This is a genomic window from Streptomyces sparsogenes, assembly GCF_001704635.1.
In the GTDB taxonomy this organism is placed as follows: domain Bacteria; phylum Actinomycetota; class Actinomycetes; order Streptomycetales; family Streptomycetaceae; genus Streptomyces; species Streptomyces sparsogenes.
This window is the reverse complement of sequence record NZ_MAXF01000041.1, coordinates 1-14,999: the sequence shown is the minus strand read 5'-3', so window position 1 is coordinate 14,999 and position 14,999 is coordinate 1. Positions and strand designations below refer to the sequence as shown.

Sequence of the window (14,999 nt, the reverse complement as noted above, 5' to 3'; positions counted from 1 at the left end):
GGGTCACCAACACCATGGCTATCTTCCTCACCAAGGAAAGCAAGGTCATCGTTCAGGGGATGACCGGGTCCGAGGGTCAGAAGCACACCCGGCGGATGCTTGCCTCGGGCACCAACATCGTCGGCGGTGTGAACCCGCGCAAGGCCGGCACGAAGGTCGACTTCGACGGCACCGAGGTACCGGTCTTCGGCACCGTCAAGGAGGCCATCGAGGCCACCGGCGCCGATGTCACCGTGATCTTCGTCCCGGAGAAGTTCACCAAGGACGCGGTCATCGAGGCGATCGACGCCGAGATTCCGCTCGCCGTCGTGATCACCGAGGGCATCGCGGTCCACGACACGGCCAACTTCTGGGCCTACGCCGGCCAGAAGGGCAACAAGACCCGCATCATCGGTCCGAACTGCCCGGGCCTGATCACGCCGGGTCAGTCGAACGCGGGCATCATCCCGGCCAACATCACCAAGCCGGGCCGGATCGGCCTGGTGTCGAAGTCCGGCACGCTGACCTACCAGATGATGTACGAGCTGAGCGACATCGGCTTCTCGTCCTGCGTGGGCATCGGCGGTGACCCGATCATCGGCACCACCCACATCGACGCCCTGGCCGCCTTCGAGGCCGACCCCGACACCGACCTGATCGTGATGATCGGCGAGATCGGCGGCGACGCGGAGGAGCGGGCCGCGGACTTCATCAAGGCCAACGTCACCAAGCCGGTCGTCGGCTACGTGGCGGGCTTCACCGCGCCCGAGGGCAAGACCATGGGCCACGCCGGTGCGATCGTGTCCGGTTCCTCCGGCACCGCGCAGGCGAAGAAGGAGGCCCTGGAGGCCGCGGGCGTGAAGGTCGGCAAGACCCCGTCCGAGACGGCCCGCCTGGCGCGCGCCGCGCTGGCCGGCTGACGCCGTCCGCCGGAGCGCTCGGCTCACGGACGCGGGCCCGTACCACCCACCCGGTGGTGCGGGCCCGCGCCCTTTTCCTCTCGGTCCCCCGCCCTTCTCTCCTCTCGATCTCCCTCGGCGCGCGCGTAGCGCGAAACGCACATAACCGCAACCTTTACGACACGGCGACCAATCGCCTGATGTGCGGATGAAACGGCCGTTATTGGCAGCATGGGTGCGTGACCCAATTGACCGATCGCAGCCCGTCGTTGTCCTCCCGTGGCCGCGCCGTGCTCCGGCGCCCCTCCTCCGGTGTCAGGGAGGCGTTCCTCGGCGGCGTCGTGGCCGCCGGGCTCGGGCTGGGCACGCTCGCCGTCCTCGTGCTCCTGCTGTGGATCACCTCCTCGGGCCCCGGCAGCAGCCCGGACGGGGCCCTGCACATCGCCGCCGACCTGTGGCTTCTCGCGCATGGCGCGGATCTCGTACGGACCGGGACGCCGTCGGGGGGCTCCGCGCCCGTCGGGCTCACCCCGCTGCTGATCAGCGCCCTGCCGTGCTGGCTGCTCTACCGGGCCGGGCGGCACGCGATCGAGACGGGCGCGGCGGAGGACGAGGCGGAGGACGCGGGGGAGGGCCGGCGGGAGGACTCAGGGGAGGCGACCGGCGGTGGCGGGCGGTGGGTGCCCGCGGAGGCCGCACTTCACCCGCGCACCGCCTTCGGATGGGTGACGGGCGGCTATCTGCTGGTCGGGGTGGCCGTCATGCTGTACGCGTCGGCGGGGCCGCTGCGCGTCGCGCCGCTCAGCGCCCTGCTGCACCTGCCGCTGGTCGCCGCGGTGGCCGTCGCGGTGGGGGTGTGGGTGGCGGACGGGCGCTTCCCCGTGCCGCGCCCGCCCGCCCGCGCGCGCCGCGTATGCCGCCAGTGGCGGGAGCGACTGGGTGAACGGTTGGCCGCGTGGGCGCGCGCCCGGCTGCCGCACGCCGTACGGGTCTTCGCCGCCCTCCACCGGCTGCGGCGGCTGCTGCGCCTGGTGTGCCTGGTGCCTTTTGTGTGGCTCAGGTCGGCCGCCGCACGCCGGGCCGCCGGGTCCGGGACCGGCGAGCTGAGGATCCCCGGTTACCGCACCCCGGTCTTCCGCGCCGCGGTGCTGCGGGCCGCCGCGGGCGCCCTCGTCGTGCTGCTCGGCGCGGGGGCGCTGCTCACCGCGGTGTCGCTGATGAGCCACGCGGGCGAGGTGCAGCTGGCGTTCCTGGAGCTCAGCGACGTCTGGTCCGGGCGTTTCGCGGTGCTGCTGATCAGCCTGGCGCTGCTGCCCAACGCGATCGTCTGGGGGGCCGCGTACGGACTCGGCCCCGGCTTCGCGGTCGGCGCCGCGGCCGTCGGGCCGCTCGGCGTGGCGGACTACCCCGACCTGCCCCACTTCCCCCTGCTGGCCGCGCTGCCCGCCGAGGGCGACGGCAGCCGGCTGAGCTGGCTGGCGGGGTGCGCGGCGGGGGCGTCGCTGGCGTGGTTCGTCGCGGTCGCGGCGGTACGGCGGACGGACGGCGCCAGCCCCGGCGGGGTCCCCGGCGGGGGCTTCGGTCAAGGCGCCGACCGGGCCCTGGGCCGGGGCGTCGGCCCGGGCGGTGACGAGAGGAGTGAGGCGTCGGCGAGGCGCCCGACCGTGGCGGTGTGGGGGTGGGGGGAGACCGCCCTGATGGCCGCCGCCGCGTCCCTCGCCTGCGCGGTGGCGATGGCCGTGCTCGCCGGCGCCTCGGGCGGCGCCCTGGGCACCGCCGGGCTCGCCGAGCTGGGCCCGAGCTGGTGGCGCACGGGCACGGCGACGCTGGCCTGGACGGCCCTGCCCGGGATCCCCGGCGCGGTGGTCCTGCGCTGGCTCCGGCTGGTCGTCCCCGTGCTGATGGCCTGGCTGGCCCGGAAGTCCGAGGCCCGCGCCTGGGCCGCCTCGGCGGCGCCCACCCCGCGCCCGGACGGCGAGGACCGGGAGGGCGACGGCCGGCGGGACGCGGCGCCCGGCCGGCAGGACAGCCCCACGGCGCCTGCCCGGCGGGACGCCACCGCGGCGCAGGGCCGGCAGGGCGGCGCGGCAGCGCATGGCGGGTGGGACGCCGGTACGCCGTACGGTCGGCAGGACAGCCTCACGGCACAGGGCTGGCCGGACGCCACCACGGCGCAGGGCTGGCCGGACGCCACCACGGCGCAGAGCCGGCAGGACGACGCGACAGCGCACGGCGGCGCGGACGCCGGCACCGCGCGCGGTCGGCAGGACGCCACCACGGCGCCCGCGACGTGGTGGCGGCAGTTCCTTCCGCTCCTTCCGCGCGCCGGCGCGGAGCCCGGGCCCGACGCGCACCGCCCCACGACGCCGCCCGGCCCCGGCACGCCGGGGCCGGGGCCGGAGCGACGCCGCGAAGCGGGCGCCTCGGGCCGTTAGGCGCTCAGGGTCTGTCCGGCGGGGGAGTGCGCCATGCGCGTACGCCCCTCCGCGAGGAGCATCCCGGCTGTCAGCAGCACGACGCAGGCCGCGGAGACGTGGACGGTCAGCGCCGTGGTGAGGGTGCCGCCGTGCGTGACGACCGCGAGCGCGTCACCCAGCGGGACGGTCGCGTCGACCAGGATCACCCACCCCAGCGCGCGGCGCTGCCCGAGGGCGAGCAGGATCAGGGCGGTGGCTCCGACGGCGAGATCACGCACGCCCTTCACCACGAAGTAGCCCTGGGCATTCCCCTGCGGCCAGGGCTCGATGCCGAAGCCGTCGGGCGCGCCGTGCGGGTTCAGCAGGAAGTTCAGGCCGAAGAACAGGGGTGCGGCGGCGGTCAGGATGACCAGGGCGGTGGTGATGCGCTGCTTCGACATGAGTCCCCCACGGGAGTAATCAGAGCCTGACGTGAACGCGTTTCTAGCATCGCTAGGTGCACAAGCGATGCTAGATGAAGCGTTGCTCGATTGTCTAGCGTCGCTAGCGGTCGGTGTCTCGTGCCGCCCGGGGGCCCGGTACGCGAAAGGGCGGCCGCGACGCCTGCGCGTCACGGCCGCCCCTGGGGCTTCCCGGGTCAGTCCTCCGTGCTGAGCAGCGGCCGGAGCTGCTTGGGCAGCAGGTCCTCGCACGCGTGCCGGGAGGTCTGGGTGAGGGCGTCGTCCACGCACGAGTAGTAGTCGTTGTAGACGAGCTGGACGGTGAAGGTCGCGGCCACGATGGCCAGCGCCAGACCGCCCGTGACCAGTCCGCTGATCGCCGCCGTGGCCTGCGGCTTCGAGGGGCCGGTGCCGGGGGCCGGGAGATGGGCCGGGGTGGCGCCGGGGGCGGGCGGCGGAGCGTTCAGCGGGACGGCGGAGGGCGTCGGCGCCGGCGCCGGGCGGCGCGGCTTGGCGCGCAGGGCGCTGATGCCCCAGTAGACGGCCAGGGCGCCGAGCAGCAGCGCGATCTGGGGCAGGCTGAAGAGCGCGAAGAAGAAGCCCCACATGCCCGCGAGCAGTGCGTAGCGGGCGCGCCGCTGGGCCGGGTCGGTCGGGTCCCAGCGCGGGCGCCCGCCGCCGCCCTGGCCGCCCGTGCCGGGCCGGCCGGGGTTGGACCCGAAGCCGCCGTTCTGGCGGCCGGGCTGGCGGCTGCTCCACTGGCTGCCCCAGGCGGGTGGCTGAGGCGGGCCGTCCGGCCCGCCCTGGCCGCCGCCCTGGCCACCCTCGCCCTGGCCACCGCCGCTCTGGCCGCCCTGCGCCCCGCCACCGGGCGCGGCGCGGCCGTCATCCCGGCCACCGTCACCGCCACCGCTGCCGTCGCCGCCGGGGCCGCCCGCGCCGCCCTGCGCGGCGTCGGGCCGGTACCTGGGCTGCCAGGGCTGGTCGGGCCGTCCCTCCGGCGGCGGCGCGAAGGGGTTGGGCTCCTCGCGCCCGGCGGGCGCGCCCCCGGGCGAGGCGGAGGAGGAGGACGAGGACGAGGACGAGGACTGCTGCTCCCGCAGCAGCGGCGTCGTGCGCGACGTGCGGGCGTGCCTCATCGCTGCCCTCCGGTGCGGGCGGGGGTCGGCGGGGGGCAGTGAGCCGCGCGGCGGCGTCGGTCCGGCATGTGGAGGTGTCTTCCCCTTGTGTCGTCGTGATGCACGCGAGGCTTCCGTACGGTCTGCGCCGTACGGCTCCCCTGTGCGGGCGCGACGGTGGTTCCCACGGCGTCAGTTGATTTCGCAGTCCAGACGCTACCTCCCGCGCCCGCCCCCGTCCCCCGGGGGCCGTTTCGTGTGCCGGTATCGTTGCTGACGGTCGGCGGCTTCGTAGAGTTCCCCGGAATTCAGGACTCCGCCACCTTGTACGACCACACAAACGTGTTCGTGCAAACGTGTCCGCACCCACGCGTACCGTCCCGCATCGCCCGCGAGAAAGATCCCCGCCGTGGCCTCCCCGCCTCCCCCGCCGTCCCTCGCCGCCCGCCCCGAGCGCCCCGCCCGCCTCGTCGTCCTGGTCTCCGGCTCCGGTACGAACCTTCAGGCGCTCCTCGACGCGATCGCCGCCGAGGGCGCCTCGGGCTTCGGCGCCGAGGTCGTGGCCGTCGGCGCGGACCGGGACGGCATCGCGGGCCTGGAGCGCGCCGAACGCGCCGGGATCCCGACGTTCGTGTGCCGCGTGAAGGACCACGCCACCCGCGCCGACTGGGACCGCGCGCTGGCCGGGGCCACGGCCGCGTACGAGCCGGACCTCGTGGTCTCGGCCGGGTTCATGAAGATCCTGGGCCAGGAGTTCCTCGCCCGCTTCGGCGGCCGGTGCGTCAACACCCACCCCGCGCTGCTGCCCAGCTTTCCCGGCGCCCACGGCGTGCGCGACGCGCTCGCGTACGGCGTGAAGGTGACCGGTTGCACCGTCCATCTCGTCGACGACGGGGTCGACACCGGCCCGATCATCGCCCAGGGCGTGGTCGAGGTCCGGGACGAGGACGACGAGTCCGCTCTGCACGAGCGGATCAAGGAAGTCGAGCGCTCGCTGCTCGTCGAGGTCGTGGGGCGTCTGGCCCGCAACGGCTACCGCATTGAGGGACGAAAGGTAATGATCCCGTGACCGTCGAAGGTACGAAGCGGCCCATCCGCCGCGCGCTGGTCAGCGTCTACGACAAGACGGGGCTCGAGGAGCTGGCCCGGGGACTGGACGCGGCAGGGGTCCAGCTCGTCTCGACCGGCTCGACGGCGGCGAAGATCGCCGCCGCCGGCGTCCCCGTCACCAAGGTGGAGGAGCTGACCGGCTTCCCCGAGTGTCTCGACGGCCGCGTCAAGACGCTGCACCCCCGCGTCCACGCGGGCATCCTCGCCGACCAGCGGCTCGACTCGCACCGCGAGCAGCTCGCCGAGCTGGGCGTCGAGCCCTTCGAGCTGGTCGTCGTCAACCTCTACCCGTTCCGGGAGACCGTCGCCTCGGGCGCCTCGCCCGACGAGTGCGTCGAGCAGATCGACATCGGCGGCCCGTCGATGGTCCGCGCCGCCGCCAAGAACCACCCCTCCGTGGCCGTGGTCGTCAACCCCGAGCGCTACGCGGACGTGCTGAAGGCCGCCGCCGAGGGCGGCTTCGACCTCGACCAGCGCAAGCGGCTGGCGAGCGAGGCGTTCCAGCACACGGCGGCGTACGACGTGGCGGTCGCCAACTGGTTCGCCGAAAGCTACGCGGCGGACGAGGGCCCCTGGCCGGACTTCATCGGCGTCACCTACGAGCGCAAGCAGGTGCTGCGCTACGGCGAGAACCCGCACCAGCCCGCCGCGCTCTACAGCGACGGCAGCGGCAAGGGACTCGCCCACGCGGAGCAGTTGCACGGCAAGGAGATGTCGTACAACAACTACGTCGACACCGAGGCCGCGCGGCGTGCGGCGTACGACCACGACGCGCCCTGCGTCGCGATCATCAAGCACGCCAACCCCTGCGGCATCGCGGTCGGCGCGGATGTCGCCGAGGCGCACCGCAAGGCGCACGCCTGTGACCCGCTGTCCGCCTTCGGCGGCGTGATCGCCGTCAACCGCCCGGTGACGGTCGCCCTGGCCGAGCAGGTCGCCGAGATCTTCACCGAGGTCATCGTCGCCCCGGACTACGAGGACGGCGCCGTGGAGGTGCTGGCCCGCAAGAAGAACATCCGCGTCCTGCGGTGTGCCGACGCGCCCGGGACCGTCGTCGAGCAGCGCCCCGTCGAGGGTGGCACGCTCGTCCAGGCCAAGGACCGCTTCCAGGCCGAGGGCGACGACCCGGCCAACTGGACCCTGGCGACCGGCGAGGCGCTGGACGCCGACGCCCTGGCCGAGCTGGCCTTCGCCTGGCGCGCCTGCCGCGCCGTGAAGTCCAACGCGATCCTGCTCGCGAAGGGCGGCGCGACGGTCGGCGTCGGCATGGGCCAGGTCAACCGCGTCGACTCGGCGCGGCTGGCCGTACAGCGGGCGGGCGAGGAGCGGGCCGCCGGCTCGTACGCGGCCTCCGACGCCTTCTTCCCCTTCCCGGACGGCTTCGAGGTGCTGGCGGAGGCCGGGATCAAGGCCGTGGTGCAGCCGGGCGGCTCGGTCCGCGACGAGCTGACCGTCGAGGCGGCCCAGAAGGCCGGCGTGACCATGTACTTCACCGGCACGCGCCACTTCTTCCACTGAGCCGCGCGTTCTTCCACCGAGCCGCACCGAGCGAAGGCCGCACCCCCGACGCGCGGGGGTGCGGCCTTCGCCGCCCCTGATTGGAACAGACGTCCCCGCATCCGGGAGGATGAAGCCATGACCGCGCAGATTCTCGATGGCAAGGCAACCGCCGCCGCGATCAAGTCCGACCTCGTCGCCCGCGTGGAGGCGCTCAAGGCCAAGGGCGTCCACCCCGGTCTCGGGACCGTGCTGGTCGGCGACGACCCCGGCAGCAAGTGGTACGTCGCGGGCAAGCACCGCGACTGCGCCGAGGTCGGCATCGCCTCCATCCGGCGCGACCTGCCCGAGACCGCCACCCAGGAGGAGATCGAGGCCGCCGTACGGGAGCTCAACGAGGACCCGGCCTGCACGGGCTACATCGTGCAGCTGCCGCTCCCCAAGGGCGTCGACACCAACCGGGTCCTGGAGCTGATCGACCCGGCCAAGGACGCCGACGGGCTGCACCCGACGAACCTCGGCCGGCTGGTGCTGAACGAGACCGGCCCCCTGCCGTGCACCCCGCAGGGGATCATCCAGCTGCTCCGCCACCACGGCGTGGAGATCAACGGCGCCCATGTGGTGGTCGTCGGCCGTGGCATCACCGTCGGCCGCTCCATCGGGCTGCTGCTCACCCGCCGCTCGGAGAACGCCACGGTCACCCTCTGCCACACCGGCACCCGCGACCTGCCGGGGCTGCTGCGCCAGGCCGACATCATCGTGGCGGCGGCCGGCGTGCGGCACCTGATCAAGGCGGAGGACGTCAAGCCGGGGGCGGCGGTGCTCGACGTCGGCGTCAGCCGCGACGAGCACGGCAAGATCGCCGGCGATGTGCACCCCGGCGTGACCGAGGTCGCCGGCTGGATCTCCCCGAACCCGGGCGGCGTCGGCCCGATGACCCGCGCCCAGCTGCTGGTCAACGTGGTGGAGGCCGCGGAGCGGGCCGCCAAGGCCGCCGGCGCGAGCAGCGGTGACAACGGTGACAGGGGCGAGAGCGGTGACGCCGGTGCCGGGCATGCCGGCTGAGGCCGACGAGTCCGCCGCCGAGCCGGCCGGGCAGCCACCCGCCGCCAAGTCCCGCCGCTTCCCCCTGTTCACGCGGGACACCGCGCGCCCGGAGGGCGGCGGCCGCGCCGCACCCGGCGACGCCCCGGCGCCCGCCCGCCAGTGGCCGTTGCTGGCCGTGATGGGCGGCGTCGGCATCGGCCTGCTGGTGGTGGCCCTGGACGCGTTCCGCGCCGGCACGGTCCTGGTCGGGCTGTCCCTGCTGGCGGGGGCGCTGCTGCGGTGGGCGCTGCCGGAGGTCGGGATGCTGGCGGTGCGGTCCCGGTTCACCGACATGCTGACCTACGGGGTGCTGGGCTCGGCGATCGTCCTCCTCTCGCTGATGGCCCAGCCCGACCCCTGGCTGGAGATCCCGTTCCTGGAAGACGTGGTGCACTTCACCGTCCGATAGCAGCGCCACCGACCTGAGCACCGCGACGGCCCGTCCTCTCCCCCGAAGAAGGACGGGCCGTCTCGCATAAGGGTTCTGTTAAGGGCACTGCCGGATCAATGGACGTCGAGGTCCTGTGGCGCGGAGGTGACCATTCCGGTACGACGTCTCGGGTGCGCAACAGCCCTACACGGGCGCACGGGGGCGCGCGGCGATGCCCGTAATGCTCCGGTGCGCCCCTGCTGGGAGAACTGTCATCCTTGGGCGGGGCATCCCCGCGGGTAAGGGATCCGCGGCTCTCGGGGGCGCCCGAACGGGGGCAGGGCCGAGAAAGTTCACGCGTACCCGCGGGGGACAGCGGGGGACAGGGGGAGGCAATGCCTCGTTGGAGGGAGCTGCCGGAAGAGCGCGAGCCGCGGCACGGTGTCACGGGGGAGGCCGGCGCGGGCGAGGAGGCGCCGGGGGTGCCGGGGGAGGCGGGCCCGCCGCCGCGCCCGAGGAAGGGCCGTGAGACGGGCCGTACGACGGGCCGTGAGACGGGTACGACGGGCCGTGCGACGGGCCGTGGGCCGTGCGACGGGCCGTGCGACGCGGAAGGCACCCCCGCCCCTCGTCCCCGACCCGCCCCTGATGCCCGAGCCTCCGCCGCTGCCGGACCCTCCGCCCGTGCCCGACCCGCCGCTGTTCTCCACCGCCCCGGCCGCGCTCCCCGAGCCGCCTGAGCCCTCCGAGCCGAGCCCGAGGCCGTCCGGGCCGCCCGCGTTACCCGACTCTCCGGCCCCGCCCGCCGCGGGCGCCCCCGACGCGGCGGCGCCGGCGCCGAACGGCCGCCGCCGCGTCGTGCTGCTCGTCGCGGCGGCGGCCGGGGTCCTGTTCGCCGGCACGGCAGCGGTCCTCCTGGGCAACCCGGACGGACGGATGGACGGGAACGCGAAGGACCTGAGGCCCGGGCCGGCCCCGACGACCGGCCCCACCCTGCCCGCGGGGGTGAGATGCACCGGCCAGGAGTGCGCGGGCCAGGACCCCGAAACCATGGGCTGCGGCGGCGCGTACGCCAGGACGACCGCGGGCGCGACCGTGGGCGGCGCGTATGTCGAGGTGCGCTACAGCGAGGTGTGCGGCGCGGCCTGGGCCCGGATCACCAAGGCCGGCCCCGGCGACCGGTTACGGGTGACCGCGCCGGCCCAGGGCGGCGGCGCGGCGCGTACCGAGAGCGGCGAGGCCGGCGCCGACGGCGAGGCGTACACCCGGATGGTCGAGGTCGGCTCCGCCGCCGGAGCCCCGGCCCGCGTCCGGGCCTGCGCCACCCTCACCACGGGGCAGCGCGGCTGCACGGCCACGGGGGCGGGACGCACGGCGGCGCCATAGCGCGGCAGTTCGGCGGTGGCTCCACCGCCTCCTCGATGGTGTCTCCGAGGAATCTCCGACTCGGGGGGAATGCTCTCGCCGAATCGGGGCAGGCGGACGAGGACCCCCCCACGGGTGCGGCATGGCACCCGGCGGCCGCCTGCTACTCCCCCTCGGCAGGCGGCCGCCGAACGCCGTCCTGGGCCCTTACGGTCCGGCAGGCCCCTGTCGCCCTGCGGTGAGCAGTCACACAGCTGGCCCCCGGGGCCCCGTGCGCTGTCGTCGGATAGCCTGACGCCGGTATCTCGACACCAAGAGATCGACAGAAAACACAGCGCAGGAGACCGCCATGACCCGCACTCCCGTCAATGTCACCGTCACCGGCGCGGCCGGCCAGATCGGCTACGCGCTGCTCTTCCGCATCGCCTCCGGCCAGCTGCTCGGCGCGGACGTGCCGGTCAAGCTGAACCTCCTGGAGATCCCGCAGGGCCTGAAGGCCGCGGAGGGCACCGCGATGGAGCTCGACGACTGCGCCTTCCCGCTGCTCCAGGGCATCGACATCACCGACGACCCGAACGTGGCCTTCGACGGCGCGAACGTGGCGCTGCTGGTCGGCGCCCGGCCGCGGACGAAGGGCATGGAGCGCGGCGACCTGCTGGAGGCCAACGGCGGCATCTTCAAGCCGCAGGGCAAGGCCATCAACGACCACGCCGCGGACGACATCAAGGTCCTGGTCGTCGGCAACCCGGCCAACACCAACGCCCTCATCGCCCAGGCCGCCGCCCCGGACGTACCGGCCGAGCGCTTCACCGCGATGACCCGCCTCGACCACAACCGCGCCCTCTCGCAGCTCTCCAAGAAGACCGGCGTCCCGGTCTCGGAGATCACCAAGCTCACGATCTGGGGCAACCACTCGGCCACCCAGTACCCGGACGTCTTCCACGCCGAGGTCGCGGGCAAGAACGCCGCCGAGGCCGTGAACGACGAGCAGTGGCTGGCCGAGACCTTCATCCCGACCGTCGCCAAGCGCGGTGCCGCCATCATCGAGGCGCGCGGCGCCTCGTCGGCCGCCTCCGCCGCCAACGCCGCCATCGACCACGTCTTCACCTGGGTCAACGGCACCCCGGCCGGGGACTGGACCTCCGCCGGTGTGGTCTCCGACGGCTCGTACGGGGTGCCGGAGGGGCTCATCTCCTCCTTCCCGGTCACCGCCAAGGACGGCAAGTTCGAGATCGTCCAGGGCCTGGAGATCAACGACTTCTCGCGCGCCCGCATCGACGCGTCGGTGAAGGAGCTCGAGGAGGAGCGCGAGGCCGTGCGCGGCCTGGGCCTGATCTGACTCGGCCTGATCTGACTCGGCCTGATCTGACTCGGCCTGATCTGACGGGCCTGGCCTGACTCGGCCTGATCCGACGGGCCTGGCCTGGCGCGACCGAAGGGTCATCTTCCGGTATTCACTCCGGAGGGTGGCCCTTTGGCCATTCTCTATCCCTGTGACTCAGCTTCGCCTATTTTGGGAGGAGTTGGCGGCGAACGTTGACGCCGGGCTCGGGGGGAGAGCATGGCCAGGGACACGGACGCGCACGGCGAAGCACATGACGACGAGGCGGAGACGGCCACCGCACCCGCGTACGGCGGTGCCGCGTCCGCGTACGGCGGTGCCGTGCCCGCTCCGCCGCCGGCCGGCGGCGCGCGGCGGGGGCTGTGGGCGGCCGTCGTGGCGTTGGTGCTGAGCGGCGCCATCGCGTTCGCGGGGTGGGTGGCGTTCGGGGACGACGGCGAGGTCGGAGGCCGGGCGGCGCGCATCCCCTGGGCGACCGGGAGCCCGGCGCCCGAGCCGTCGGGCTCGGAGGAGACGCCGTCCGGCGGCGGCCTTCCGGCGCCCGGCCAGGAGTCCGGCGCCCCCACGGCCTCCCCCTCCGCGGACCCGTCCGGCTCCCAGGACCCGTCCGAACCGCAGGACCCCTCCGCATCCCAGGACCCCTCGGGATCCCCTGGTCAGTCCCCTTCGGCCGCACCCTCCGCGTCCCCGCCCACGGGCTTCCACACGGAGGACGACCCGGCGGGCTTCGCCCTCGCCGTCCCGGACGGATGGGGGCGCACCGTCGAAGGGCCCAGCGTCTTCTACACCTCGCCCGACCAGGACACCAGGTTGCAGATCTTCGAGCTGCACGGCCCCGAGAGCACGCCGTACGAATCCGCGCGGGAGGCCGAGCGGCTCGCCTCGCGCCAGCGCGGCTATGAGCGGATCACCCTGGAGCGGACCGGCCAGGGCGAGATGGACCCGGCGGAGCTGGAGTACACGTACGACAGCGAGAAGTACGGCGGCCCCCGGCACATCCTCGACCACCGCTTCGCCGCGCCCGACGGCACGATGTACGCGGTGCTGGTCATCGGCCCGGACGACGACCGGGCCGGGCAGCAGGAGACCCTGCGGGCCGCGCTCGACTCCTTCCACCAGACATGACCGCACAGCCACGCCCGGGCAGGCCCCTCAATTGACCCATGAATCCGCCCTGGGAATGCACCCCTCAACCGGTCTATCGCGGTCCTAGATTCATGGTCATGACGAACAACATCACCGCACCCCGGATCAACTTCGCCAAGGCCGCGCCGAAGGCGTTCAAGGCGCTCATCGGCTTCGACGCAGCCGCCCGCGAGGGCCTCGACCCCGCGCTCGTCGAGCTGGTACAGATCCGCTCCTCGCAGCTCAACGGCTGCGCGTACTGCCTGCACATGCACACCTCCGACGCCCGCAAGGCGGGGGAGAGCGAGGAACGCCTGCACATGGTCGCCGTGTGGCGGGACGCCGCCCACTTCTTCACCCCCGAGGAGCGGGCCGCGCTCGCCCTGACCGAGGCCGTCACCCTGGTCTCCCAGGATGGGGTGAGCGACGAGGTCTACGCCCGCGCGGCCGCCCACTTCGACGAGTCCGGGCTGGCCCGGCTGCTGGCCCTGATCTTCACCATCAACACCTGGAACCGCATCGCCATCAGCACCGCCAAGGTCCCCGGCACCGACGAGCGGGCCTCCCGCTGAGACCTTGTGATCACGTGAGCCCGGCCACTTTCGAACGACAACCACGCATAGGTCGGGTCCTTTCGGGGAGGGGCTCCGCGTCGCCGGCGCGGCCGGCGGCGGGATTCCCGCCCCACCGGAAGGCAGAGAAGACGTGTCGGCAGTCGAGACCATTCATGTGGACGGGGTGTGGCGTGCCGCCGCATCCGGCGCGCAGCGGGAGGTCCTCGACCCCGCGGACGCCAAGACCCTCGCGATCGTGTCGGAAGGCGGCGCGGAGGACACCGACGCCGCCGTCGCCGCCGCGCGTCGCGCCTTCGACCAGGGCCCCTGGCCGCATACGCCCGTGGCCGAGCGGGCGGCGCTGCTGCGTCGCGTCGCCGAACTGCTCCAGCGCGACCGCGAGAAGATCGCGCTGACCGAGAGCCGCGACACCGGCAAGACCCTGGAGGAGGGGCGGGTCGATGTCGACGACGTGACCAACGCCTTCCGCTACTTCGCCGAGTTGGTCGTTGGCGAGTCGGCCGGGCGCGTGGTCGACGCGGGCACCCCGGATGTGCACAGCGTGGTCGTGCACGAGCCGGTGGGCGTCTGCGCGCTGATCACCCCCTGGAACTACCCGCTGCTCCAGGCCAGTTGGAAGATCGCCCCCGCGCTCGCCGCGGGCGACACCTTCGTCGTCAAGCCCAGCGAAGTGACCCCACTGTCGACGATCCACCTGATGAAGCTGCTGGTCGAGGCCGGACTGCCGGCCGGGGTCGGCAATCTGGTGACCGGTGCCGGGGACCCCGTCGGCGCCCGGCTGGCCGAGCACCCCGGCGTGGACCTGGTGTCCTTCACCGGTGGCCTGGTCAGCGGCACCAAGGTGATGCAGGCGGCCGCGCCTGGCGTGAAGAAGGTCGCGCTCGAACTCGGCGGCAAGAACCCCAATGTGGTGTTCGCCGACGCCTGCGCCACCGCCGAGGGCTTCGACACCGCCGTCGACCAGGCCCTCAACGCCGCCTTCATCCACAGCGGCCAGGTCTGCTCCGCCGGGGCCCGGCTGATCATCGAGGAGTCCGTGCGCGAGCGGTTCGTCGCCGAACTGGCCCGCCGGGCCCAGAAGATCAGGCTGGGGCGCGGCACCGAGCCCGGCGTCGAGTGCGGCCCGCTCGTATCGGCGCACCAGCTCGACAAGGTCGAGGCGTACGTGGCCTCCGCGCTGGAGGAGGGCGCGCTGCTGCGCTGCGGCGGCGCGCAGCCCGAGCCGTCCGACGTCCGCCCCGCGACCGGGTACTTCTACCTGCCGACCATCCTCGACCAGTGCCACCGCGAGATGCGGGTGGTGCGGGAGGAGACCTTCGGCCCGATCCTGACCGTTGAGTCCTTCCGCACCGAGGACGAGGCCGTCGCGCTCGCCAATGACACGGAGTACGGCCTCGCGGGCGCCGTCTGGTCCGGCGACACCGCGCGGGCGCGGCGGGTCGCGGGGCGGCTGCGGCACGGCACCGTCTGGATCAACGACTACCACCCCTATCTGCCGCAGGCGGAGTGGGGTGGCTTCGGGAAGTCCGGCATCGGACGCGAGCTGGGCCCCTCGGGCCTGGCCGAGTACCGCGAGACCAAGCACATCTACGAGAACCTGCGGCCGGCCCCGGTCCGCTGGTTCTCCGGCTGAGCCCCACGCCCCCAGACCCCCCACTCCGCACCCCGCACCCCGC

Annotated in this window: 13 protein-coding genes; 11 read left to right on the top strand and 2 right to left on the bottom strand. The window is 73.8% G+C overall.

The genetic code is table 11. From position 1 onward, the window contains the following. Positions 1-14 precede the first annotated feature (14 nt). Together sucD and BBH68_RS09720 are read left to right on the top strand one after the other, a co-directional pair. Positions 15-899 carry a succinate--CoA ligase subunit alpha gene (gene sucD, locus BBH68_RS09725; RefSeq protein ID WP_014177349.1) on the top strand — a complete coding sequence of 295 codons (885 nt, stop codon included), beginning with the start codon at positions 15-17 and terminating at the stop codon, positions 897-899. A 218-nt stretch (positions 900-1,117) separates the two neighbouring features. Then, a complete protein-coding gene (locus tag BBH68_RS09720) occupies positions 1,118-3,313 on the top strand; it encodes a cell division protein PerM (RefSeq protein WP_141712975.1) in 2,196 nt (731 codons plus the stop codon). Here the strand turns inward: BBH68_RS09720 and BBH68_RS09715 are convergent. Further along, a complete protein-coding gene (locus BBH68_RS09715) occupies positions 3,310-3,735 on the bottom strand; it encodes a DUF4267 domain-containing protein (RefSeq protein WP_065960762.1) in 426 nt (141 codons plus the stop codon). The two genes, BBH68_RS09720 and BBH68_RS09715, sit on opposite strands and share 4 nt — an antisense overlap. A gap of 197 nt (positions 3,736-3,932) precedes the next feature. After that, positions 3,933-4,874 carry a hypothetical protein gene (locus BBH68_RS09710; RefSeq protein WP_065960760.1) on the bottom strand — a complete coding sequence of 314 codons (942 nt, stop codon included), beginning with the start codon at positions 4,872-4,874 and terminating at the stop codon, positions 3,933-3,935. A gap of 388 nt (positions 4,875-5,262) precedes the next feature. Here BBH68_RS09710 and purN point away from each other — a divergent pair, with 388 nt between their 5' ends. The 9 genes from purN (at position 5,263) to BBH68_RS09665 (ending at position 14,956) form a co-directional block, all read left to right on the top strand. Beyond that, entirely contained in the window at positions 5,263-5,922 is a 660-nt protein-coding gene (gene purN, locus BBH68_RS09705) for a phosphoribosylglycinamide formyltransferase (protein WP_065960759.1), read from the top strand. Continuing rightward, complete coding sequence (gene purH / locus BBH68_RS09700; RefSeq protein ID WP_065960756.1) at positions 5,919-7,481, top strand: bifunctional phosphoribosylaminoimidazolecarboxamide formyltransferase/IMP cyclohydrolase; 1,563 nt, start codon at positions 5,919-5,921, stop codon at positions 7,479-7,481. The genes purN and purH overlap by 4 nt, the downstream gene beginning before the upstream one ends. Before the next feature lie 117 nt (positions 7,482-7,598). Further along, a complete protein-coding gene (locus tag BBH68_RS09695; protein ID WP_065960753.1) occupies positions 7,599-8,525 on the top strand; it encodes a bifunctional methylenetetrahydrofolate dehydrogenase/methenyltetrahydrofolate cyclohydrolase in 927 nt (308 codons plus the stop codon). Further along, positions 8,515-8,955 carry a DUF3017 domain-containing protein gene (locus BBH68_RS09690; RefSeq protein ID WP_065960908.1) on the top strand — a complete coding sequence of 147 codons (441 nt, stop codon included), beginning with the start codon at positions 8,515-8,517 and terminating at the stop codon, positions 8,953-8,955. The genes BBH68_RS09695 and BBH68_RS09690 overlap by 11 nt, the downstream gene beginning before the upstream one ends. A 645-nt stretch (positions 8,956-9,600) precedes the next feature. Next, a complete protein-coding gene (locus BBH68_RS09685) occupies positions 9,601-10,302 on the top strand; it encodes a DUF2690 domain-containing protein (RefSeq protein ID WP_281182473.1) in 702 nt (233 codons plus the stop codon). A 328-nt stretch (positions 10,303-10,630) separates the two neighbouring features. After that, positions 10,631-11,620, top strand: coding sequence for a malate dehydrogenase (locus BBH68_RS09680; protein WP_065960749.1), 990 nt, complete (start codon positions 10,631-10,633; stop codon positions 11,618-11,620). Between the two features lie 222 nt (positions 11,621-11,842). Further along, a complete protein-coding gene (locus BBH68_RS09675) occupies positions 11,843-12,748 on the top strand; it encodes a serine/arginine repetitive matrix protein 2 (RefSeq protein WP_079150898.1) in 906 nt (301 codons plus the stop codon). Between the two features lie 98 nt (positions 12,749-12,846). Beyond that, positions 12,847-13,320 (top strand): carboxymuconolactone decarboxylase family protein, encoded by a 474-nt coding sequence (locus BBH68_RS09670; RefSeq protein ID WP_425428794.1) that lies wholly within the window; start codon positions 12,847-12,849, stop codon positions 13,318-13,320. A gap of 133 nt (positions 13,321-13,453) precedes the next feature. Next, positions 13,454-14,956 carry an aldehyde dehydrogenase family protein gene (locus BBH68_RS09665; RefSeq protein WP_065960747.1) on the top strand — a complete coding sequence of 501 codons (1,503 nt, stop codon included), beginning with the start codon at positions 13,454-13,456 and terminating at the stop codon, positions 14,954-14,956. The last annotated feature ends 43 nt before the right edge of the window (positions 14,957-14,999 follow it).

Coding starts and splice junctions, on each gene's coding strand:
- sucD (WP_014177349.1), top strand. CDS start 15: ATGGCTATCTTCCTCACCAAGGAAAGCAAGGTCATCGTTCAGGGGATG.
- BBH68_RS09715 (WP_065960762.1), bottom strand. CDS start 3,735: ATGTCGAAGCAGCGCATCACCACCGCCCTGGTCATCCTGACCGCCGCC.
- BBH68_RS09710 (WP_065960760.1), bottom strand. CDS start 4,874: ATGAGGCACGCCCGCACGTCGCGCACGACGCCGCTGCTGCGGGAGCAG.
- BBH68_RS09695 (WP_065960753.1), top strand. CDS start 7,599: ATGACCGCGCAGATTCTCGATGGCAAGGCAACCGCCGCCGCGATCAAG.
- BBH68_RS09690 (WP_065960908.1), top strand. CDS start 8,515: ATGCCGGCTGAGGCCGACGAGTCCGCCGCCGAGCCGGCCGGGCAGCCA.
- BBH68_RS09680 (WP_065960749.1), top strand. CDS start 10,631: ATGACCCGCACTCCCGTCAATGTCACCGTCACCGGCGCGGCCGGCCAG.
- BBH68_RS09675 (WP_079150898.1), top strand. CDS start 11,843: ATGGCCAGGGACACGGACGCGCACGGCGAAGCACATGACGACGAGGCG.
- BBH68_RS09670 (WP_425428794.1), top strand. CDS start 12,847: ATGACGAACAACATCACCGCACCCCGGATCAACTTCGCCAAGGCCGCG.